The sequence below is a fragment of the uncultured Streptococcus sp. genome, assembly GCF_905372115.1.
GTDB lineage: Bacteria > Bacillota > Bacilli > Lactobacillales > Streptococcaceae > Streptococcus.
Map to the genome: position 1 here is coordinate 61,138 of NZ_CAJPNR010000004.1, position 21,478 is coordinate 82,615.

The following is a 21,478-nucleotide window of genomic DNA, read 5'->3' on the forward strand; positions in this document are numbered from 1 at the left end:
AAAAGGAGAATACTATGGCAATTTCTAAAAAGTTAATCTTTTCAGGTCTAACTGCTGCGGCTATTTTGGCCTTGGCAGCTTGCGGTTCTAATCAGAACCAGACGGCACCTTCCTCTCAGTCAGTCGCTTCCAGCAAGCCAGCAGAGTCTTCGCCAGTAGCTAGCACGTCTAGTGCGGCCAATAGCAGCTCATCAGCTTCTGCATCCTCTTCTGAGCAAGCAGCCAATGGTGAGCTGGATGGCAGCTATCAGACAAGTCATGAAGGCGATCAGCTGACCTTACAGATTTCAGGAACTACTGGTCAGCTGACCAAGATCGAGCCTGATGGCGATCAGGAAATCGAACAGGTTCAGATTGATGCTACCAACCAGACTATGGTCATTGGGGATGATGTCAAGCGCTATCGCATTGAGGGCAATCAGCTGACTATCGAGGACCTTTCCCAAGAGCCTTATGATGATGATACACTGGTCTTTACGAAACAATGATGAAAGAGCCCTGTCTTAATAGGGCTTTTCCTTTTATCGGTTCTAATCTTTCAGTGAAATTCTTAGGATAGTAGTATTCAAAAGCTGTACTTAGATTTTTATCAATCAGAAATACAGTTTGCATTGATATAAACGTTGTTTTAAGGCAGTTTTACTGCTATACTAGAATATATGCAATGAGATAGGAGAGTGTATGACTTTCAGGAAATTCCGCTTATTAATGTCAAAATACGGTTTCAGCATCATTATTATGCTGCTGGAGCTAGCCTTTGTCTTTGTTGCGTTCTTCTATTTTAATGAGATTGCACCCAACTGGCTGTCAGTTGCGATGATTGTTTTCCTGTATATTGGGACCATTTTAGCCATTGTCAACCGCAATATGCCGCCGGAGAGTAAGGTGACCTGGCTTTTGATTGCCGTGGTGCCGGTATTTGGCTTCCTGCTCTATCTGATGTTTGGTGAGCGACGGCTGTCTAAAAAAGAAATGATCCAGCTGGAAAATATGGACTCCCTGAAATTTCGAGAGGACAATAGCTATGAACTCCGTGTTCAGCTGAAAAAGGAAAACAAGTCAGCCTACGGTATTATCAAATCACTGCTGAGTATGGACAATAATGCGGATGTCTATGACGGTACAGCTTCTCGCTATTTTCCCATCGGTGAGGAGATGTTTGAGGCTATGTTGGAGGATCTGCGGGCTGCTGAGAAATTCATTTTTCTGGAATTTTATATCATCGATGAAGGGCTGATGTGGGACAGTGTTCTGGAAATCTTGGTCGAAAAAGCTGCTCAGGGCGTTGAAGTCAAGCTGCTCTATGATGATATTGGCTGCATGGCTACTTTGCCAGGCGATTATACGCGTAAGCTGCGCAAGATGGGCATCGAGGCTTATAAGTTTAACAAGGTGATTCCGCGAATGACGGTATCCTACAACAACCGTGACCACCGCAAGATTTTGGTCATTGACGGTCAGGTTGGCTATACTGGCGGCATCAATCTAGCTGACGAGTACATCAATCATATCGTTCGTTTTGGCCACTGGAAAGATGGCGGTCTGCGCTTGGAAGGTCGGGCAGTCAAGGCTCTGACGCGGCTCTTTCTCATGAACTGGTACATCAACCGCGGGGAAATCACAGACTTTGACAAGTATCATCTGGAAAATAAAGCTGTCGAAGGCAGAGGGCTTTACATTCCCTATGGCAGCGGGCCTAAGCCTATTTATAAGGGTCAGGTTGGCAAAACAGTCTATCAAAATATTATCAGTCAGGCTACGGACTATGTCTACATTACCACGCCTTATCTGATTATTGACTATGACCTGACGGAGGATATTAAGAATGCTGCTATGCGGGGAGTGGATGTCCGCATTGTGACTCCTTTTATTCCAGACAAGAAGCTGATTCAGATTGTTACCCGTGGAGCCTACCCAGATCTAATGGAAGCGGGGGTTAAGATCTTTGAGTACACGCCAGGTTTTATCCACAGTAAGAACGTGGTGGCTGATGATGAATTTGCTGTGGTAGGGACGATTAACTTTGACTACCGCAGTCTGGTGCACCATTATGAAAATGCAGTCCTGATGTACCATACGGAGAGTATCCCAGCTATCAAGGAAGATTTTGAAGCAATTTTTGAGGCTTCTGAGGAAATTCTTCCTGAAAATCTCGATAGCAGCTGGTATCGTCGCTTTATCAAAGAAATCATGCAGCTCTTTGCACCCATGCTCTAATGCCAGAAGTGGGCAAGTTCTGCAGCAATATTCAGAAAATCTGAGGCGGAAGTCTCAGATTTTTTGCTTGTGCTTTTTCTAATCGTGTTGAGATGTGTTCTTGTCATTTTTGATTTTATAGGGGGCTGGATTTTTTCTCTGTTTTTACGAATGTAAAAAATAAAGGAATTTTTTAAGATGATAATGGAGAAAATTTCCAGTCAGCCGCTTGCTTATGAAACGAGAGAATACCGCTGTTTTCGGGAATTGGAGGAGCTAGCTAGAAGCTATAATGCTCAGAAGAAGGGTCAAGAGAAAGCTGACAGGAGGACAGGAATTTGATATACTAGATGGGACTGATATCAAGGAGAATATTTTATATGCATGATACAACGGAAGAAAAAGTTTTAGAGGTTTCAGAGGAGCAGCTGACTAGGGCTGAAAGGTCTGAGCAAAAAATTACCAAGCCAGAGCCGACGCCCTATTTTTTGACGCTCTGGTGCAGTTTGGCTATCAGCCTGCTGAGTGTGGTCAATCCTTTTTTGACCAATCTAGCAACGAATTTACAAAGTCAGAATCTCTATGCCGGCTGGGCCATGACTCAAGGGCAGGTGCCTTATTCGCAAATATATGGAACTAGTGGCCTGCTTTACTATCTGATGGCTTGGACCAGCAGTCTAGCTTTTGGCCAGCTTTTGTGGATGGTCTTTCAGACGCTGGCTCTGTGGCTGGCTGGACTTTTCCTGCACAAGACCTTGGTGCTCTTACAGCCTAAACAGGATCTATCACGCAGTCTCCTGCTGCTCTTTTACCTGCTAGTCTTTGCCCTTGGATTTGGCGGTCTTTACTCTAGTATTTTTGTTCTGCCCTTTATTTTTTGGAGTCTATCTTTCTTGGTGCGCTATCTGCAGGATTCAATCAAGGATGAAAAGTTCATTCTTTATGGGGCTTTCGGAGCTCTTGCTTTTATGATTGATCCGGTTTCCAGCCTAGTCTTCTACTCTTTGACTGCTCTGGTACTTTTGGTCTACAATATCGCAGCCAAGCGTGCGGCTCGAGGCTTCTATCAGCTTTTAGCTGGTCTCTTTGGCTTCTCAGTGATTTTTTATCCTATCGGCTACTTTACTGTTGCCAATCAAACCTTTGGTCAGGCTATCAGTCAGGTGACCTATGCTTGGGACTCCATCAGCTTGATTGGCAGTCATAGTATTTCTAATTTGGTTTATTATGGCTTGCTGACGGTCGGTCTAGGTTTCATTTCTGCTTTGGGTGTCAATCTCTTTTCAAGAGAAAAGGGGCAAGCAACCAGCCTGCGTGTCTTGCGCTTTATCGGTTTGCTAGGGCTCTTCATTACTGTCTTTGCAGCTTTTATCCTGCCAGATCAAGGCAGTTATCAACTGCTTCCGGCTCTGCCTTTTGCCATGATTCTTTTTGCTTTGTGGTTCAATAAAGGCAAGCAGCAAGTACCAGGGCGTCACCGCCGGGATCGCCGTCGTCCTACGATGTGGACTTCCTATCTCTCAGGCCAGTTCTTTCTGCCACTCTTAGCCATCTTTTATCTGATTGGCTATCCTTTGGTGAATGAGTATATCCTTTCCAGCGGTGTATCTGCTGAAAGAAGTGAAGCGGCTCAGTATATTAAGGAAAAGACCAAGGATGGGGATACTATCTATGCTTGGGATACCTCGGCTAGTCTGTATCAAAAGAGCGGACGCCTATCAGCTGTTTCTCTCTTGACTCCAACTTTGTATGTGGGAACAGCTGAAAATCGTTTGGGTCTTCAGAATGGACTGGAAAACAGCCAGCCCAAGTATATCTTGGTTAACAATGATATCAAACTGCTGTCGGATGTGAAGCAGCTAATTTCCCAAAATTATAAGGAAGCTGATCTCAAACTCGACCATTTCAAGCTTTATCAACTTAAGTAGTAAAAAATCAATATGTTGTGTATAAAAAGAAAAAATAACTTTTTTGCCACAACATATTGATTTTTAATTTTAACGTGCTATAATGAGTCTTGTATCGACTTATTTAAAAAATACTGTTCTTTGGATGAATTGCTGTCGGAGATTTCTTGGAAATTTCTTGGCAGGTGGGTGGTCTGAAGAGACTTGATTTGTCCTAAGGGCAGGAAAAGGAAGTGTTCATGATGATTTTAAGGGAAGAGAAGTTTGAAACTGCTCCAGCGATTTATGTGGAGAAGCGGGATGGCCGCAGAGTGGCTTTTGATGTGTCAAAGATCTATAAGGCTATGGTGCGGGCAGCTCAGGAAGTTGGTCCGCTGAATCCGATGCTGGAAGCCAAACTAGAAGCTATCACAGACCGTATTGTGGCAGAAATCAGCAGTCGCTTCGCTAAGTATGTCAAAATCTATGAGATTCAGAACATCGTTGAGCATGAGCTTTTGAATGCCAAGGAATATGCCATTGCGGAGAACTACATCACTTACCGCACCCAACGGGATTTTGAGCGCTCAAAAGCGACTGATATCAACTTTACTATTGACAAGCTCCTCAACAAAGATCGTACAGTAGTCAACGAGAATGCTAATAAAGACAGCGATGTTTTCAATACCCAACGGGATTTGACAGCTGGGATTGTCGGCAAATCCATTGGGCTTAAGATGCTGCCGCCTCATGTGGCCAACGCCCACCAGAAGGGGGACATCCACTACCATGATTTGGACTACAGCCCTTATACACCGATGACGAACTGCTGTCTGATTGACTTTGACGGCATGCTGAAAAATGGCTTCAAGATTGGGAATGCAGAAGTAGAGAGTCCCAAGTCTATCCAGACTGCGACAGCTCAAATCTCGCAAATCATTGCCAATGTAGCTTCTAGTCAGTACGGAGGTTGCTCAGCGGACCGAATTGACGAAGTCTTGGCGCCCTATGCTGAGCTTAATTATCAAAAGCATCTCAAGGATGCAGAGCAATGGGTTTTGCCGGATAAGCAGGAAGAGTACGCCTGGGCGAAGACCAAAAAGGACATCTACGATGCCATGCAGTCGCTGGAGTATGAGATCAATACCCTCTTTACCTCTAACGGTCAGACTCCTTTTACTTCGCTGGGCTTTGGTCTGGGCACCAATCGTTTTGAGCGGGAGATTCAGAAGGCTATTCTCAATATCCGTATCAAGGGACTGGGAAGCGAGCACCGCACAGCAATTTTCCCTAAGCTGATTTTTACCCTTAAGCGCGGGCTCAATCTCGATCCGGGAACTCCTAACTACGACATCAAAGAACTGGCTCTGGAGTGTGCCACTAAGCGCATGTATCCAGATGTGCTTTCTTATGATAAGATTATCGACTTAACTGGATCGTTCAAGGTACCGATGGGCTGCCGTTCTTTCCTGCAGGGCTGGAAAGATGAAAATGGTCAGGAAGTAAACTCAGGCCGTATGAATCTAGGTGTCGTTACTGTAAATCTGCCACGGATTGCGCTTGAATCCGAGGGGGATTTAGATAAATTCTGGGAACTCTTTAACGAGCGGATGAATATCGCTGAAGATGCTTTGGTCTACCGAGTGGAGCGGACCAAGGAAGCCAGTCCAGCCAATGCACCGATTCTCTATCAGTATGGGGCTTTTGGCCAACGTCTGGGCAAGTATGATCAGGTAGACCAGCTCTTTACTCACCGTCGTGCAACAGTTTCCCTAGGCTATATCGGTCTGTATGAAGTAGCAGCAGTCTTTTACGGCGGCGACTGGGAAACTAATCCTGAAGCCAAGGACTTTACAGTTGCCATTGTCAAAGATATGAAGCGCCGGGTGCAAGAGTGGTCCGAGCAGTATGACTATCATTTCTCTGTTTACTCGACACCATCTGAAAGTCTGACCGACCGTTTCTGCCGTTTGGACACAGAGAAGTTTGGCGTTGTTCCGGATATTACTGACAAGGAATACTATACTAACTCCTTCCACTACGATGTGCGCAAGAATCCAACGCCTTTTGAAAAGCTAGATTTTGAGAAGATTTATCCAGAAGTGGGAGCCTCAGGCGGCTTTATCCACTACTGTGAATACCCTGTTCTTCAGCAAAATCCCAAGGCGTTGGAAGCTGTCTGGGACTATGCCTATGATCGGGTTGGCTATCTGGGAACCAATACGCCGATTGACCGCTGTTACAAGTGTAACTTTGAGGGGGATTTCACGCCGACCGAGCGGGGCTTCACCTGTCCAAACTGCGGCAACAGCGATCCCAAGACGGTCGATGTGGTCAAGCGGACCTGCGGTTACTTAGGAAATCCGCAAGCCCGCCCAATGGTCAATGGCCGTCACAAGGAAATATCAGCTCGGGTCAAGCACATGAATGGCTCGACTATTAAGTACGAAGGAAATTAAGATGGGGAAGTATCAATTGGACGACAAAGGAAAGGCTCAGGTGCAGCGTTTCCATGAAAAACATTCGCAGGGAGGCAGCGGCAAAAAAGAACGATTGGCCAAACTGCGTCAGCAATTTTTAGAAAAGAACAAGAAAGAATAGAAGTCAGAGTGGGGCGCAAGGCGGTCTCACTCTCTTCGTATCAGGAGGAAGTATGGAACTGAGACGACCGAAGCTAGAAGACAAGGAAAAGATTTTAGAGATGCTGGCTGACTTTGAAGCAGCTGGTAGCCGACAGGACGGCTTCTTTGGAGGAGCGGATTTTGTCTACGAGGACTGGTTGGAGACGATTCAGCTAGCTGAGGCAGGTCTAGGCTTGCCAGAAGGTTTTGTGCCTTACATCCAACTAATCTCTTTTGCAGCGGATGGTCAGGCTGTGGGCTTTCTCAATCTGCGCTTGCGGCTCAATGACTATTTGCTCCAAGAAGGCGGGCATATCGGCTATAGTATCCGTCCGTCTGCGCGTGGGAAAGGATTGGCCAAAGAGCAGCTGCGACAAGGATTGCAAGTAGCCAAAAGTAAAAATATTAAACGAGTCCTAGTGACTTGCGATGGTGACAATGAAGCCAGTCGAGCAGTGATTCTGGCTAATGGCGGAGCTTTAGAGGATATTCGAGGCGGGAAAGAGCGCTACTGGATTGATGTCGATTAAGGAGGGAGCATGGAGCTAAGACGACCAACTTTGGAAGATAAAGACGCGATTTTAGAGATGATTGCGGAGTTCGATGCTGCAAAATCCTATATGCATGGTGGCATGGGCTCCGCTTGGAAGCGAGCAAAGGATTATGAGGATTGGTTAAAGATTGTAGAGCAGCAGGAGGATGCTGCCAACCTGCCAGTAGGCTGGGTTCCTGCAATCAAATTTTTATCCTTTGATGAGACTGGCCTGCCTCTAGGATTTTTAGCCTTGCGCTTGTCCTTGAATGACAAATTATTTGTGGAAGGCGGTCATATTGGCTACTCTATCCGTCCCAGTCAACGAGGCAAAGGATATGGGAAGGAGCAGTTGAGATTAGGACTAGCGGAGGCTCGAAAGCAAGGATTGGAACGAGTGCTGATTACCTGCGATGAAGACAACGAAGCCAGCCGCCGCACGATTCTCTCTGCTGGCGGTGTTTACGAAAATACAATCGACAGAAGTCAGCGCTACTGGATAGAGCTAGATGGGGAGGTGTCATGAACAATCCCAAACCTCAAGAATGGAAAAGTGAGGAGCTGAGCAAGGGGCGAATCATTGACTATAAGGCCTTTAACTTTGTGGATGGCGAAGGTGTCCGCAACTCCCTCTATGTCAGTGGCTGTATGTTTCACTGTGAGGGCTGCTATAATGCAGCGACCTGGTCCTTCAACGCTGGCATTCCTTATACCCAAGAGTTGGAGGAGCAGATTATGAAAGACTTGGCGGAACCCTATGTGCAGGGGCTGACCCTCCTAGGTGGCGAGCCTTTTCTCAATACAGGCATTCTCCTGCCTCTGGTCAAGCGGATTCGGAGAGAGCTTCCGGACAAGGATATCTGGTCCTGGACGGGCTACACCTGGGAGGAGATGATGCTGGAAACGGAGGATAAGCTGGAGCTGCTAAGTCTGATTGACATCCTAGTGGACGGCCGTTTTGACCTTACCAAGAAGAATCTCATGCTGCAGTTCCGCGGCTCTTCCAATCAACGCATCATTGATGTTCAGAAATCCCTTCAGTCAGGCCAGGTAGTCATCTGGGACAAGCTTAACGATGGCCTCCAGGCCTACGAGCAAGTTGACAGAGATAAAATGCTTTAAAAAACAAGCAAAATACTGATATAAAAGAGGTTTCGCCTCTTTTTTCTGTTGTCAAAAACAGTATAAAATATTGGTTTTTCGAGAAGGGGGAAGGAATTTACTGAAAATTAATACAGACTGTCCTTTTTTGTCAACAAAATTTGAAAAAAACTAAAATATTTTTAAATATTTTAGTGTATCATAATGCATTTATGATATAATAAAATGTATTTATATCTCAGGGGAGAAAAAGGGAGAATTATGAATCATCATAGGAGAAATGTGCCTGCTTCTAAAAAGGGGAAGAAGCTTAGGCTCTTTAATGCAGCTTTACTGACATTGGTAAGCTTGGTTTCAGGTTTGCTTGTTTTTTCTATATTTAAAAATAATGTTCTGGCGTTTCATCACCTGAACCTTATTTTGTCTGCTCTTTTGGCGGCTGTTATTTTACTGGCGGCCTTCTTTGTATGGAAAAATAAGTTCAAAGTCCTGACAACCTTACTTTTGCTTGTGACCTTGTTGGTATCTTCAGGAGCCATGTACGGGGTCAAGGAATTGATGGACTTGTCTAGAGGTGTGAACTCCACTTCAAATTACTCTGAAATTGAACTGGCGGTTTATGTCCGTACAGACAGCGACAAATCAGATGTGACCCAGCTGCAGAAGCTGACGGCTCCGACTGAAAATGGAGACAAGGACAATGTAGCGGCTCTTCTGGACCACATCAAGAAGACTGAAAAGACAGAACTCACTGTAGAAAACAGCTCGTCTTATATCTCAGCCTACAATGCCCTCATCAATCAAGAGACCGAGGCCATTGCCCTCAATAGCTCGTTTGGAGATATGCTGGCTTCTCACGATGCTGACTATGCTTCAAAGATAAAGAAAATCTATACTTATAAAATTACCCGTCAGGTAGAGACCGGCAAGCGCAGGGATGCTGCTGATGCGGATGTCTTTAATATCTATGTCAGCGGTATTGACACCTATGGCTCGATTTCATCTGTCTCACGCTCAGATGTCAATATCATCATGACGGTCAATCGCAAGACCAAGAAAGTCCTCTTGACTACAACTCCTCGTGATTCTTATGTGGCGATTGCAGATGGAGGAGCTGGGCAGATGGACAAGCTGACCCACGCTGGGATTTATGGCGTGGACGCCTCTGTCCACACGCTGGAAAATCTATACGGTATTCGCATTGACTACTACGTTCGTCTGAACTTTACTTCCTTCCTTAAGCTGGTAGACCTGCTGGGAGGGATTGATGTTGAAAATGACCAAGAATTTACCAGCCGACACGGCAATCATCATTTCCCAGTAGGGAAAGTCCATATGAACTCAGATCAGGCATTAGGTTTTGTTCGCGAGCGTTACTCCCTTCAGGGGGGCGACAATGACCGCGGGAAAAATCAAGAAAAGGTTATCGAAGCAGTCATTAAAAAGCTGACTTCAACCAGTGCTTTGAAGAACTACAACGAGATTATTTCCGGCTTGCAGGATTCTATCCAGACCAATATGGAGCTGCCTGTTCTTATGAATCTGGTCAATACTCAGCTGGAGTCAGGGGGGAGCTATCAAGTTCAGTCACAAGCCATCAGCGGAAACGGCCGCATGGATCTACCATCCTACGCTATGCCAGATTCCAATCTCTACATGATGGAAATCCAACCAGAAAGCCTTGACAATGCTAAGGCAGCGATTCAGCAGGTAATGGAAGGAAACACACCATGATTGACATCCATTCTCATATTATCTTTGATGTGGACGACGGTCCTAAGACCTTTGAGGATTCCAAAAAACTGCTGGAAGAAAGCTATCGACAGGGAGTTCGAACTATCATCTCTACTTCTCATCGCAGAAAGGGCATGTTTGAAACGCCTGAAGAGACCATTAGCGCTAACTTTAAAATGGTGAAAGAACTGGCAGAGCTTGTAGCGCCTGACTTGACGGTTCTCTATGGGGCAGAGGTATACTACACCAGTGATGTGGCGGATAAGTTGGAAAAGGGGATTTTCCCCAGTCTAGCTGGTACACGCTATGTGCTGATTGAGTTTAGCATGGCGACTCCTTATAAGGACATCCATAAAGGCTTGGCTCAGATTCTGCGCTTAGGTCTAACCCCAGTCGTGGCTCATATTGAGCGCTATCACTGCCTGGAAAATGATGAAAAGAAGGTACAGGAACTCATTAATATGGGCTGCTATACTCAGATTAATAGTTCCAGCGTTCTGAAGCCTAAGCTGCTTGGAGACTCGCATAAATTTATGAAAAAACGGGCTCAGTTCTTTTTGGAGAAGGACTTGGTCCACTTTGTTGCCAGCGACATGCACAATCTAAGCCAGAGACCGCCCTTTATGAAAGAGGCCTTTGACATCGTCGCTAAGAAATACGGTTCCCGCCGGGCAGAGGCCCTCTTTGGCGGCAACCAAGCATTATTATTGAAAAATGAATTGATTTAGGGGAAAAATGGAAAAACAAGAAAAGCAAATCGTAGAAATCGATATTCTGTCCTTGCTGAGAGCCTTATGGCTGAAGAAATTTACCATCGTATTGGGAGCAGTGCTCTTTTCTTTGCTGGCTTTTGGCTACAGCGTCTTTATTGCTAAGAAAATGTATCAGAGTACCACGCGCATCTATGTGGTCAGCCGTCAGAACGAAACGCAGGCAGCTTTGACTAATCAGGATCTGCAGGCGGGTTCATACCTCGTTAAGGACTTTAAGGAAATCATTCTTTCACAGGCGGTTCTATCACAGGCAATTAGTGAGTTGAAACTGCAAACGTCACCAAGAGAGCTGACACGTCACATCACCGTTTCCGTTCCGGCGGATACTCGTATCGTTTCGATTACAGTTAAGGATGACAATCCAGAGGAAGCGGCTCGCATTGCTAATGCCTTTCGTAATATCGCCGCTGAGAAAATTATCGAGGTGACAAAAGTTTCTGATGTGACAACTTTGGAAGAAGCAACAGTCCCAGCAGAGCCTTCTTCACCAAATATTCGGCGTAATGTTATCTTAGGATTTTTAGGGGGCAGCGTCCTGATGTCGATCTTTATCATCGCTGTAGAAATCCTGGATGATCGGGTGAAGAAACCAGAGGACATTGAAGAAGTCATGGGCTTGACGCTATTGGGCGTTATCCCAGATATGAACAGAATGTAAGGGAGAGAAAATGGCAACCTTAGAATTAGTTAGGAAAAAAAGGAATCTTGTCAAATTAACCGAGGAATACTACAATGCTCTAAGTACTAATGTACAGCTGAGCGGCGCCAATATCAAGATGGTCGAAATAAGCTCGGTGACGGCAAATGAAGGAAAGTCTACAACCTCAGTGAATCTCGCGGCCGCCTTTGCCAGAGCTGGTCATAAGACCTTGATGATCGATGCGGATATCCGCAACTCAGTCATGTCCGGTGTGTTTAGCAGTCAGAGAAAAGTATCAGGACTGACGGACTATCTGTCAGGACAGGCTGCCCTGCATGAAGTCATCAACGATACAGATCTGGACAACCTAGATGTGATCTTATCTGGTCCAGTATCACCTAATCCGACGGGGCTTTTGCAAAGCAAGCAGTTTGAAGCGCTTTTGACTGACTTGCGTGTCCGCTATGACTACATCATCGTAGATACTTCACCGATTGGTCTGGTCATTGATGCGGCTATCATCGCTCAGAAATGTGATGCCAGCTTCTTGGTGACACAAGCAGGTCATATCAAACGAAAAGCAGTCATGAAAGCCAAAGAGCAGTTGGAACAAACGGGAACTCCTTTTTTGGGTGTTGTCCTCAATAAATATAACATTGATTTGGAACGCTATGGCGCCTACGGAACTTATGGGGGATATGGCAGCTATGGCAATTATGGGAAATAATAGGGATTAAAGAGTTTTAGGATAATTGGGAGATTAGGAACATGACAAGAGCGAGAAAAAGAGTCATCTTAATTGTTGTTGATATTATTTTGCTCAGTATAAGTCAGGGGATTTCAAAATTCTTCTTAGCAAAATATGTCGGGATAACGGATTTGTCTTTTGTCTCTATTTTAATGGGGATTATTGTATTGTATTTGACATTTGCAACACTATCGAATGTCTTTTCTACGATTACAAGGTATACAGATTACAAAACAATGTTTCGAGTAGGGGGCTCAATTTTAGGAGCTTACTCAATTGTATACATTGCAGAGAAAGTTTTTTACGAATCCACAAACAGTAGATATATTGTCCTTTCTATGCTGCTATCGTTTTTGTTGGTTATTGCTTCAAGGCTGACCTGGCGGGAGATTCATGAATTCGTGCAGCATCCTTCAGCCTTACTGGGTAAGAAAGTAGATGGGACAAAGACCCTTGTTGTTGGTTCAGGGGATGGTGCTAGTCTCTTTATCAAGATAGCCCAGCAAAAATCAAAAGATTTAAAGATAGTCGCGATTGTAGATGACGATAAGAATAAGCAAAATACGTATCTTCATGGAGTAAAAGTTGTAGGAACAACTGAGCAGATACCTGAAATTGTAGGGAATTATGAAGTCGAACAAATTGTCATTGCCATTCCTTCGTTGGCTCCGGATGATTACGAACGAATCGTAGAGTACTGCCAACAGACGGAGGTCAAGGTCAATGCCATGCCTAAGTATGAACAGGTGATTACGGGGAAACTATCTGTCAGCAAACTTCAGGAAATTGATATTGCAGATCTGTTGGGACGTAAAGAAGTTAAGCTGGATCAGCAAAGTTTGAAGTCCAATATTAAATGCAAGACAGTGCTAGTTACGGGGGCCGGTGGGTCAATCGGCTCGGAACTTTGCCGTCAGATTGCTCAATTCTGCCCAGCTAGGCTCCTGCTTCTAGGTCATGGAGAAAATTCCATTTATTTGATTCACAAGGAGCTGTCAAGCCGTTATAAAGATGATATTGAGTTGATTCCAATCATTGCAGATATTCAAGATAGAGAGAGGATTTTCCATATTATGGAAACCTATCGCCCTGATCGAGTGTATCATGCAGCGGCTCACAAGCATGTTCCTTTGATGGAGTACAATCCGACAGAAGCGGTCAAAAACAATATCTATGGTACACGAAATGTAGCAGAAGCAGCAAAGGCAGCTGGTGTCGCGAAATTTGTCATGATCTCTACAGATAAAGCGGTCAACCCGCCCAATGTAATGGGGGCAACTAAGCGAGTGGCGGAAATGGTCGTGACTAGTTTAAATGAAGAAGGAAAGACTCTTTTCTCAGCTGTCCGCTTTGGGAATGTTTTGGGCAGCCGAGGTAGTGTTGTTCCTTTGTTCAAGGAGCAGATTGCTAAGGGAGGTCCTATCACCGTGACGGACTTTCGAATGACGCGCTATTTCATGACGATACCAGAAGCCAGCCGCTTGGTGATTCAGGCTGGGGCCTTGATGCAAGGGGGAGAGGTTTTTGTCTTGGATATGGGCGAGCCTGTGAAAATTTTGGACCTAGCTAAAAAGATGATTACGCTCAGCGGCCATACTGAAGAGGAGATTCAGATTCAGGAAGCAGGTATTCGACCGGGCGAAAAGCTTTATGAAGAGCTCTTGTCTTCCAAGGAAAAGGTCAATGATCAAGTCTATGAAAAGATTTTTGTAGGGAATGTTCAGTCGCTGCCTAAGATAGAGGTGGATTCCTATGTGGACTCTCTTCTGACTCTTGGTGCAAATGACCTCAAGGATAGCTTGGTAAAGTTTGCACAGCAATAAGTTTTTAGGATAATCATGTATAAATTTTTAAAACGAACATTAGATATAGTCTTGTCATTCTTAGGAATGCTTGTCTTATCACCATTTTTTCTGCTTCTAGTACTCGCTATTAAATTGGATTCAAAAGGACCAGTTTTGTTCAAACAGAAGCGGGTCGGTCTGCATAAGAAACACTTCTATATTTTGAAATTCAGAACGATGCGAATTGACACACCTAAGGATACCCCAACTCATTTACTGGAAAATCCTGAGCAATGGATTACAAGGGTTGGGAAGTTCCTTAGGAAGACGTCTCTGGATGAGTTACCTCAGATTTGGAATATTTTTGTCGGTGACATGAGTATCATAGGTCCAAGACCGGCTCTTTGGAATCAGTATGATTTGATTGAAGAGCGAGACCGCTATGGGGCAAATGATGTTTTGCCAGGTCTGACAGGATGGGCTCAGATTCATGGGCGAGATGAGTTGCCAATCGCCAAGAAAGCTGAATTGGACGGCTACTACGTCCAGCATTTGTCTTTTGGATTGGATGTCCGCTGTTTCTTTGGCACTATTAAGAGTGTGGCCAAGAGCGAAGGAGTTGTCGAAGGCGGCACGGGAAATATGGAAAAGAAAGATTAAAGGCTGATGAAAAGAATATTAATTACGGGAGAGGGTAGCTATATCGGCCGGAGCTTTAAGAGGTATGTTTCTTCACGGGAGGATGTCCAGGTTGATGAGTTGGACGTCCGCGGAGAAACCTGGAAGGAGAAAGATTTTTCGTCTTTTGATGTAATTTTGCATTTGGCGGCGATTGTCCATATCTCCAACCCATCAAAAGAGATGGAATCGGTATATAATCAAGTCAATACTCAGCTACCTTATGAATTGGCTCAAAAGGCTAAACGCGAAGGTGTCAAACAGTTTATCTTTATGAGCAGTATGAGTGTCTATGGCGAAGTTTTGGGAGACCGGGTTATCACAAAAGACACACAAGAGCGTCCTGATTCCTTTTATGGCAAAAGCAAGCTAGCTGCTGAACAAGTTCTGACGGAATTGGAGAGCGAAGATTTCAAATTGGCAGTTTTACGGCCGCCCATGGTTTATGGTCATCAAGCTAAGGGCAATTATAAGCGACTGTCAAAGTTGGCTCAGAAGCTACCAGTCTTCCCTTTGGTCAAGAACGAACGTAGTATGATTTATATTGACAATCTTTGTGAGTTTATCAGACTGATTGTTCAGAATCAAGACAGCGGTGTCTTCTATCCTCAAAATCAGGACTATGTCAACACCTCTCAGCTAGTTAGAGAAATAAAAAGTACTCATGGTCAGAGGGTAGCCTTGTTGCCTGCATTTAACTGGATTTTAAAAGGACTGTCCCGCCATGTTTCGACTCTGAATAAGTTGTTTTCAGATTTAACTTATGAAAAAGAGATGTCTAGCTATCCTCAGTCTTATCAGGTAGCAGATTTTAGGAGCTCTATTGAGAAGACGGAAAAGGGAAACTAGTTTAGGATGATTGGGGGGGGATTGTTAGTGAAGTTTTCGGTATTGATGTCTGTCTATCAGAAGGAGAATCCGGATTTCTTAAGAAAGAGTCTAAATAGCGTTCTTATAGAGCAAAGCCGCAAGCCAGATGAGCTTGTCCTTGTAGAGGATGGGCCGCTGACAGAAGAGCTTTATCAGATGATTCAAGATTTCAAGGAAACATTTCCAGAGATGAAAGTTCTACCCTTAAAGGAAAATGTCGGATTGGGAGAAGCTTTGCATCGAGGAGTTGAGGCTTGTTCTTATGACTGGATTGCTAGAATGGATACAGATGACATTGCGACACCGGATCGTTTTCAACAACAAGTTGACTATATTGAGCAGCATCCACAGTTAGATGTTTTGGGGGGAAATATCATAGAATTTGACACGGAACCAGATCAAATAGTGGCAGAGAAACAAATGCCGCTTTCCCATGAAGAAATTATCAAAAGGTTGCAGCGGAGAAATCCTTTCTGTCACATGACGGTATTTTTCAAGAAATCATCTGTTTTAAAAGCAGGCAATTACAAGCCCCTGCCTTTAGTGGAAGACTATTATCTTTGGGCGAGAATGGCTGCTCAGGGCTGTCGTTTCGCCAATCTTAATCGGGTCTTGGTTTATGCTCGTGTCGGAAATGGCATGCATACGAGAAGAAGCCAGACAGATCAGATTGCCAGCTGGAAAGTAGTCAATACTTTTTTGCTGTCACATGGTATGTTGAACCGAGGGCAATATTATCAAAATATGTTGATGATTCGTGCTTTTGTGGGAACGCCTATTTGGATAAAAGCGTTTATTTATAAGTATCTGCTTAGAAGAAAGTAATCTTCTTCACAGACAGAGCAGTCTAGCTTAGACAGGGAGAAAGCTAAAAGTTAGGGGGATATAGGATGAAAAGTTTAGGAAGGAGGGAGAAATGATTTCTGTCGTGATGGCGACCTATAATGGGGCGGATTTTATTTTGGAGCAACTAGACTCTATCCGCACTCAAAAGCTGAAGCCTGATCAGGTCATTATCTGTGATGACTGTTCGACAGATCAGACAGTGGTGCTAATCAGGGACTACATCACCAAGCATCAACTGACGGGGTGGCAGCTGATTGAAAATCAGGAAAATTTGGGCCATTATCGAACTTTTATAAAATTAGCGAGTTTGGCTGAGCACGATATTGTTTTTTTCGCTGATCAGGATGATAAATGGCTGCCTGATAAAACAGCTGCCTTGCAGAAAGTACTGTTAGAAACAGACGCTGCTATGGTGTACGGTCAGTCTTACTTGATTGATCAAAATGGTCAGGTCATTAAGGAACCTAAAGTTTCAGGAGAAAGGCGAGAAAGAGATCTAGCTTGGCTTCTGAAAAAATGGCCGTCAGGTTATCAGACAGCTTTTAGAAAGTCGGTACTGACTGATATTTTGGAGCAACAGTATACGGATTATCCTGGATTTGACTATCATGATGTTTTATTTGGCATGCTGGCTCCATTGTATGGAAAAGTTGTTTGCTTGGACCAGCTTCTAGATCAGCATCGCATTCATCAGGCGAATGTAACCCAGTCTGCATCGTCGCTCAGTTTTAATAAAACAAGGTTATCTAGGATTAACTATTTACAGAAGGTCATCAGTCGCTATGAGTCCGTGCAAAAAATCGCAGAAGAGCGACAGATTTCTGAGGCGGACCATCGCCAGCTTACTAGAACTTTGGCCTTGGCTAATCTTAGACTGAAATTATTACAGTCTAGAAATCCATTTTGGGCTTTGGGCCTGATGTTTCAAATAAGGGAGTATCGAACAATAAAAGATTTCATCAGTGATTTGGTATACACCTACTCACTGAATGGAGTTGCTAGGAGATTATTGAAAAAGTTTGGGAGGTAAGAAAAATGAGAGGAACCAGTAAGATTGAATGGGAGTTGGCTTTGGGAGAACGCTTCAGCCCCATGTATCAGAAAATTACGGATGATAAATTAAAGGTTTTACAAAAAGCCTATTTACAAATGTATAAAAAATTTGATGCAGAATGTCGTCGGCATCATATTCATTCCTACATGGTTGCAGGGACCTTGATTGGTTCTTTGCGACATGGGGGCTACATCCCTTGGGACGATGATATCGACTTGGTGATGTTCCGAGAGGACTACAATCGTCTGCAGGAAATCTTTGCGGACAGCGAGGACTTCGAGCTGATCTCTCCTGCGGATGCGACAGACAGTGTCTTTAAGGTTCTAAAGCTGCAGAGCAAGTCACTGACTTACTATGATGTTTTGGGAGAAGGTTTCAGTAAAAAGAAACATCTTTATCTTGATATGCTGCCAATTGACTTTGTCCCAGAGAATAACATGCTTCGCAAGCTCAAGGGTCTTCTATTCAGAGCCTTGGATTTGTCACACAATAGCTCACGCTGCTATACGAAGTTTACTCCGCATCTGACCTATATGGCTAAAGAATCCAAAGAACTCAGACAAAATCTTTGGATCAGAAGACTGATAGGCTTCCCTTCTTTTATCATGGGGCCGGCTAATATGTATAAGTTGATGGAAAAACTCATCCAGTCTAATAAGAAGACTTCAAAAATAACAATTGCTTATGGTGTAAAAGGCTATTTGGGAGAGACTATCGACTATGAAAGTTTCTATCCAGCTAAGAAGTATTCCTTTGAAGGATATGAGTTCGATGGACCTAATGATGCGGACAAGTATCTGACCAATCGCTACGGTGATTACATGACACCGCCTGAAAGAAAAGAACAGACAGAACGTCATGTCAGACTGAGAGATAATTGGGTTGAATTAATAGAAGGAAGATAATGGTTTTTTTACTAATTTTGGGTGGCCTTTTCCTCTTGTTTTTGACAATCAAAACAGTAGGAAGAGACTATGCTAACCCGGCTTTTATATACTTGGCAATATGGATGATAGCAAGCATTTTTACTGCATTTTATTCATCCAAATGGGGAGAGGGACTTTCTCTGATAACGGTCACTGTTATCTTTGTTGGAAATGCCATTTTTTTAATGGGAGTCCTGTTGTCATCGAATTTGTTTGCTGAGAGGAAGTTGGACGCCAAACCTAGTCAAATAAAGGTGAGTAATTTTTTCATTATTTTAGTTCTCTTATTTTTGGCTTATGCGGTCAGGTTTATTTATTCCGATTTGCTTTACTTGGCGGCGCAGAGTAAGCAGGTACCTGGGGGATTGTTTAAAACCATTGAATTGGCTCGGCATATGACTACAAATTATGATTTCTCTCTTAGTCGTCTTAGCCTCAATTTGTTGCGGGTTAACTTTTCCTTAGGAATTGTTTTCTTCTACTTTTTCTGCGAGTCTATTTTTTCAGGAAAAGATGGCATTTTTTACAAGGGCAAGTTACTGCTGGTTAGTCTGATTTCTTTAGGTATTTCCCTCTTGTCCACTGGACGTACGGAGTTGCTGGGCTTGGTTGCTGGCTATGCGATTGTGTATATGTTGTTTTTCTCGAAGTATTATTCATGGAAAGACAGCAGGTATGGTGTGAAGCTTTTTCGCTCTTTGCTGATAATTGGCTTTGTATTCCTTGTCTTATTCATGGCAGTTGGAACCTTTGTTCTCAATCGAGTGGATAGTCGGGCAGAGTTCGGAATTTTGGATAATTTGGTTAAATATATGGGTTCACCCATTCAGGCTTTAGACTATTATCTGAAAAATCCTACTCTTTATAGCGATAATCAAGTCTTTGGAGAAAATACTCTTATTGCTATCTATGGAACATTGAAATCCCTTGGTCTGTCTAGTCATGAGCTGACACCTTTCCTGCCCGTTGTTCATTTTAACGACGATAAAACCAATGTTTACACAATTTATTACTACTTTATCAAGGATTTTGGTTATTTTTCAGTCCTTATCTTTCAGCTTTTATATGGCTTCTTTTACGGAAGTTTCTACTATTCTATCAAAAAACGCTATTTCACCCCGCTAAAGGTTATTGTTTTCGCTTTATTTGCGTATCCTTTGGTCATTTCATTCTTTCAGGAAACGTTGCTGTCATTGCTGACAACCCATATTAATCGGATTATCTATGCTTTTGTGATTTATATGGCAGCTGATTTACTGAGTAGAGTACGATTTACAAAGAGAGGAAGGAAAGTATCGGTATGACGACATCAGCTCTGATATTCGCAGGCGGCACAGGCAGCCGCATGAATACCAAGACCTTACCCAAGCAGTTTTTAGAGTTGCACGGTAAGCCTATTATTATTCATACGATTGAGCACTTTGAAGACCATCCGGCAGTATCGGACATTGTGGTTGTCTGTGTAGACGGCTGGCTGGATTATTGCAGAGATTTATTAGCTCGATTCAATATTAAAAAAGTCAGTCAAGTAGTTCCTGGTGGAGAGACTGGCCAAATGTCTATTTTTAATGGTCTCGCTGTCTTACGGGAAAAGTACAAGAACGATGACGACTATGTTTTGATTCATGATGGTGTTCGCCCCTTGATTGACGGGGGAATCATTTCTAAAAATATTGAGGCAGCCAAAAAGTATGGGGCAGCTATTACGGTTAAGCCGGTTATCGAAACGGTCATTCAGGTCGATGAGGCGGATGTTATTAATCAGGTTATCGAGCGTTCCACTTGTCAGACAGCAGTCGCCCCTCAAACCTTCGCGCTTTCGAAGATTCACTCCCTGCATTTAAAAGCTCAGGCAGAGAATCAGTTTGATATGACGGATTCTGCGACATTGGCTCGTTATTTTGGACTCCCTCTGCATACAGTCATGGGGGGCAGTGAAAATATCAAAATTACGACTCCATCTGATTTTTATATTTTTAGAGCGATTTACGAAGCGCGTGAAAATGCACAAATTTTTGGTTGATATGGGAAATAATACAATTTTACAAAAGGATATGGAAGACCTAGCTGCTGTCAGTCCTATTCTCAGAGAACTGAGAAATGTCACAGTCTTGATAACCGGAGCAACCGGACTTATAGGCAGACACTGTATTTCCGCTTTGATGGCTTTAAATGATTTGTACCAAGCTAATGTCAGAGTAGTGGCCTTGGCGCGAAATCATAAAAAAGCGGAAGCTCTATTTCAAGATTTTTTACATAGTGAGAATCTGCAGCTAGTGTATGCTGACTTGCTGTCAGATTGGCAGATAGAGGAGGATTTGGATTATATTATCCATGGAGCCAGTGCGACGGACTCCTCTTTTTTCGTTGAGCATCCTGTGGAGACAATTGATCTAGCCGTAAATGGAACGAAAAAACTGCTGGATCTGGCTAAAAATAAGCAGGTTCACAGTATGGTCTATCTCTCTTCTCTGGAAGTCTATGGGACGACAAATCCAGATGCTTCCAGCATTAACGAGAAAGATTACGGTTATTTGGATCCAACCAGTGTCCGTAGCAGTTATTCGGAAAGCAAGCGCATGGCAGAATCCTTGTGTGTAGGCTATTGTCATCAGTATAAGGTACCAGTGAAAATGGCTCGTTTGTCACAAACCTTTGGTCCAGGTGTGAGCTATGAGGACAACAGAGTTTTTGCGCAGTTTGCGCGTGCCGTCCTTGAAAAGAGAGATATTATCCTCCGAACTAAAGGAGAGACTGTTAGGAACTACTGCTATACTAAAGATGCTATTGAAGCCATTTTTTACATTCTGTTGAAAGGCCAAGCAGGTCAAGCTTATAATGTTGCCAATAAAGAGTCGGCTATTTCCATTCGTGAGATGGCGGAAATGGTTATTGAACTAAGTGGTAGCAATGAATCGAAGTTGGTCTTTGATTTGGCAGAAGATGTGGAAAAGCTAGGCTATAATCCGACAGTCAAGATTCGTCTCAATACGGACAAGCTTGAGAGTTTGGGCTGGCAAGCTCATACTGATTTAGAAACCATGTTTTTACGTTTGATTGAGAGCATGGCGTCAGATAGGAAGAAATAG

22 protein-coding genes are annotated in these 21,478 nt (G+C 43.7%); all 22 read left to right on the top strand.

Annotated elements, in window-relative coordinates; genetic code table 11:
- Positions 1 to 14 precede the first annotated feature (14 nt).
- The 22 genes from QZ169_RS02555 to QZ169_RS02660 all read left to right on the top strand — a co-directional run bounded on the left by QZ169_RS02555 (position 15) and on the right by QZ169_RS02660 (position 21,478).
- Positions 15 to 488 carry an SP_0198 family lipoprotein gene (locus QZ169_RS02555; protein WP_295504717.1) on the top strand — a complete coding sequence of 158 codons (474 nt, stop codon included), beginning with the start codon at positions 15 to 17 and terminating at the stop codon, positions 486 to 488.
- 193 nt (positions 489 to 681) lie between these two features.
- Positions 682 to 2,217 carry a cardiolipin synthase gene (cls, locus tag QZ169_RS02560; RefSeq protein WP_295504719.1) on the top strand — a complete coding sequence of 512 codons (1,536 nt, stop codon included), beginning with the start codon at positions 682 to 684 and terminating at the stop codon, positions 2,215 to 2,217.
- Between the two features lie 177 nt (positions 2,218 to 2,394).
- Positions 2,395 to 2,538 (top strand): hypothetical protein, encoded by a 144-nt coding sequence (locus tag QZ169_RS02565; protein WP_002905558.1) that lies wholly within the window; start codon positions 2,395 to 2,397, stop codon positions 2,536 to 2,538.
- Between the two features lie 38 nt (positions 2,539 to 2,576).
- Positions 2,577 to 4,124, top strand: coding sequence for a heme transporter CcmD (locus QZ169_RS02570; protein WP_295504721.1), 1,548 nt, complete (start codon positions 2,577 to 2,579; stop codon positions 4,122 to 4,124).
- Between the two features lie 221 nt (positions 4,125 to 4,345).
- Positions 4,346 to 6,541: an anaerobic ribonucleoside-triphosphate reductase gene (nrdD, locus tag QZ169_RS02575; protein WP_295504789.1), complete on the top strand. Its 2,196-nt coding sequence runs from the start codon at positions 4,346 to 4,348 to the stop codon at positions 6,539 to 6,541.
- A gap of 1 nt (position 6,542) precedes the next feature.
- On the top strand, positions 6,543 to 6,683 hold the full coding sequence (locus tag QZ169_RS02580) for a hypothetical protein (protein ID WP_002911455.1): 141 nt from the start codon (positions 6,543 to 6,545) through the stop codon (positions 6,681 to 6,683).
- Positions 6,684 to 6,735: 52 nt separating this feature from the next.
- Positions 6,736 to 7,233, top strand: a complete 498-nt coding sequence (locus tag QZ169_RS02585; RefSeq protein ID WP_295504725.1) for a GNAT family N-acetyltransferase — start codon at positions 6,736 to 6,738, stop codon at positions 7,231 to 7,233.
- Between the two features lie 9 nt (positions 7,234 to 7,242).
- Complete coding sequence (locus tag QZ169_RS02590) at positions 7,243 to 7,761, top strand: GNAT family N-acetyltransferase (RefSeq protein ID WP_295504727.1); 519 nt, start codon at positions 7,243 to 7,245, stop codon at positions 7,759 to 7,761.
- Positions 7,758 to 8,357, top strand: a complete 600-nt coding sequence (nrdG, locus tag QZ169_RS02595) for an anaerobic ribonucleoside-triphosphate reductase activating protein (RefSeq protein WP_002899261.1) — start codon at positions 7,758 to 7,760, stop codon at positions 8,355 to 8,357. Before QZ169_RS02590 ends, nrdG begins: the two co-directional genes overlap by 4 nt.
- Positions 8,358 to 8,561: 204 nt before the next feature.
- On the top strand, positions 8,562 to 10,070 hold the full coding sequence (locus QZ169_RS02600; protein WP_295504729.1) for an LCP family protein: 1,509 nt from the start codon (positions 8,562 to 8,564) through the stop codon (positions 10,068 to 10,070).
- Entirely contained in the window at positions 10,067 to 10,798 is a 732-nt protein-coding gene (cps4B, locus tag QZ169_RS02605; RefSeq protein ID WP_295504731.1) for a capsular polysaccharide biosynthesis protein Cps4B, read from the top strand. The genes QZ169_RS02600 and cps4B overlap by 4 nt, the downstream gene beginning before the upstream one ends.
- 7 nt (positions 10,799 to 10,805) lie before the next feature.
- Positions 10,806 to 11,501 (top strand): Wzz/FepE/Etk N-terminal domain-containing protein, encoded by a 696-nt coding sequence (locus QZ169_RS02610; protein WP_002894051.1) that lies wholly within the window; start codon positions 10,806 to 10,808, stop codon positions 11,499 to 11,501.
- A 10-nt stretch (positions 11,502 to 11,511) separates the two neighbouring features.
- Positions 11,512 to 12,210 (top strand): polysaccharide biosynthesis tyrosine autokinase, encoded by a 699-nt coding sequence (locus QZ169_RS02615; RefSeq protein WP_002905547.1) that lies wholly within the window; start codon positions 11,512 to 11,514, stop codon positions 12,208 to 12,210.
- A gap of 41 nt (positions 12,211 to 12,251) precedes the next feature.
- Entirely contained in the window at positions 12,252 to 14,054 is a 1,803-nt protein-coding gene (locus tag QZ169_RS02620) for a nucleoside-diphosphate sugar epimerase/dehydratase (RefSeq protein WP_295504734.1), read from the top strand.
- Positions 14,055 to 14,069: 15 nt separating this feature from the next.
- Positions 14,070 to 14,675, top strand: a complete 606-nt coding sequence (locus tag QZ169_RS02625; protein ID WP_295504736.1) for a sugar transferase — start codon at positions 14,070 to 14,072, stop codon at positions 14,673 to 14,675.
- Positions 14,676 to 14,681: 6 nt separating this feature from the next.
- Positions 14,682 to 15,542: an NAD-dependent epimerase/dehydratase family protein gene (locus QZ169_RS02630; protein WP_295504738.1), complete on the top strand. Its 861-nt coding sequence runs from the start codon at positions 14,682 to 14,684 to the stop codon at positions 15,540 to 15,542.
- 6 nt (positions 15,543 to 15,548) lie between these two features.
- Positions 15,549 to 16,388, top strand: coding sequence for a glycosyltransferase (locus QZ169_RS02635; protein ID WP_367113039.1), 840 nt, complete (start codon positions 15,549 to 15,551; stop codon positions 16,386 to 16,388).
- Positions 16,389 to 16,479: 91 nt separating this feature from the next.
- On the top strand, positions 16,480 to 17,439 hold the full coding sequence (locus QZ169_RS02640) for a glycosyltransferase family 2 protein (RefSeq protein ID WP_295504740.1): 960 nt from the start codon (positions 16,480 to 16,482) through the stop codon (positions 17,437 to 17,439).
- Between the two features lie 5 nt (positions 17,440 to 17,444).
- The gene (locus QZ169_RS02645) at positions 17,445 to 18,368 is read left to right on the top strand and encodes a phosphorylcholine transferase LicD (protein WP_002907804.1); all 924 of its coding nucleotides are present in this window, start codon (positions 17,445 to 17,447) and stop codon (positions 18,366 to 18,368) included.
- Positions 18,368 to 19,693 (top strand): O-antigen polymerase, encoded by a 1,326-nt coding sequence (locus tag QZ169_RS02650; RefSeq protein ID WP_295504743.1) that lies wholly within the window; start codon positions 18,368 to 18,370, stop codon positions 19,691 to 19,693. Before QZ169_RS02645 ends, QZ169_RS02650 begins: the two co-directional genes overlap by 1 nt.
- Complete coding sequence (gene ispD, locus QZ169_RS02655) at positions 19,690 to 20,412, top strand: 2-C-methyl-D-erythritol 4-phosphate cytidylyltransferase (RefSeq protein WP_072074728.1); 723 nt, start codon at positions 19,690 to 19,692, stop codon at positions 20,410 to 20,412. Before QZ169_RS02650 ends, ispD begins: the two co-directional genes overlap by 4 nt.
- Positions 20,393 to 21,478, top strand: a complete 1,086-nt coding sequence (locus QZ169_RS02660; protein WP_295504745.1) for an NAD(P)-dependent oxidoreductase — start codon at positions 20,393 to 20,395, stop codon at positions 21,476 to 21,478. Before ispD ends, QZ169_RS02660 begins: the two co-directional genes overlap by 20 nt.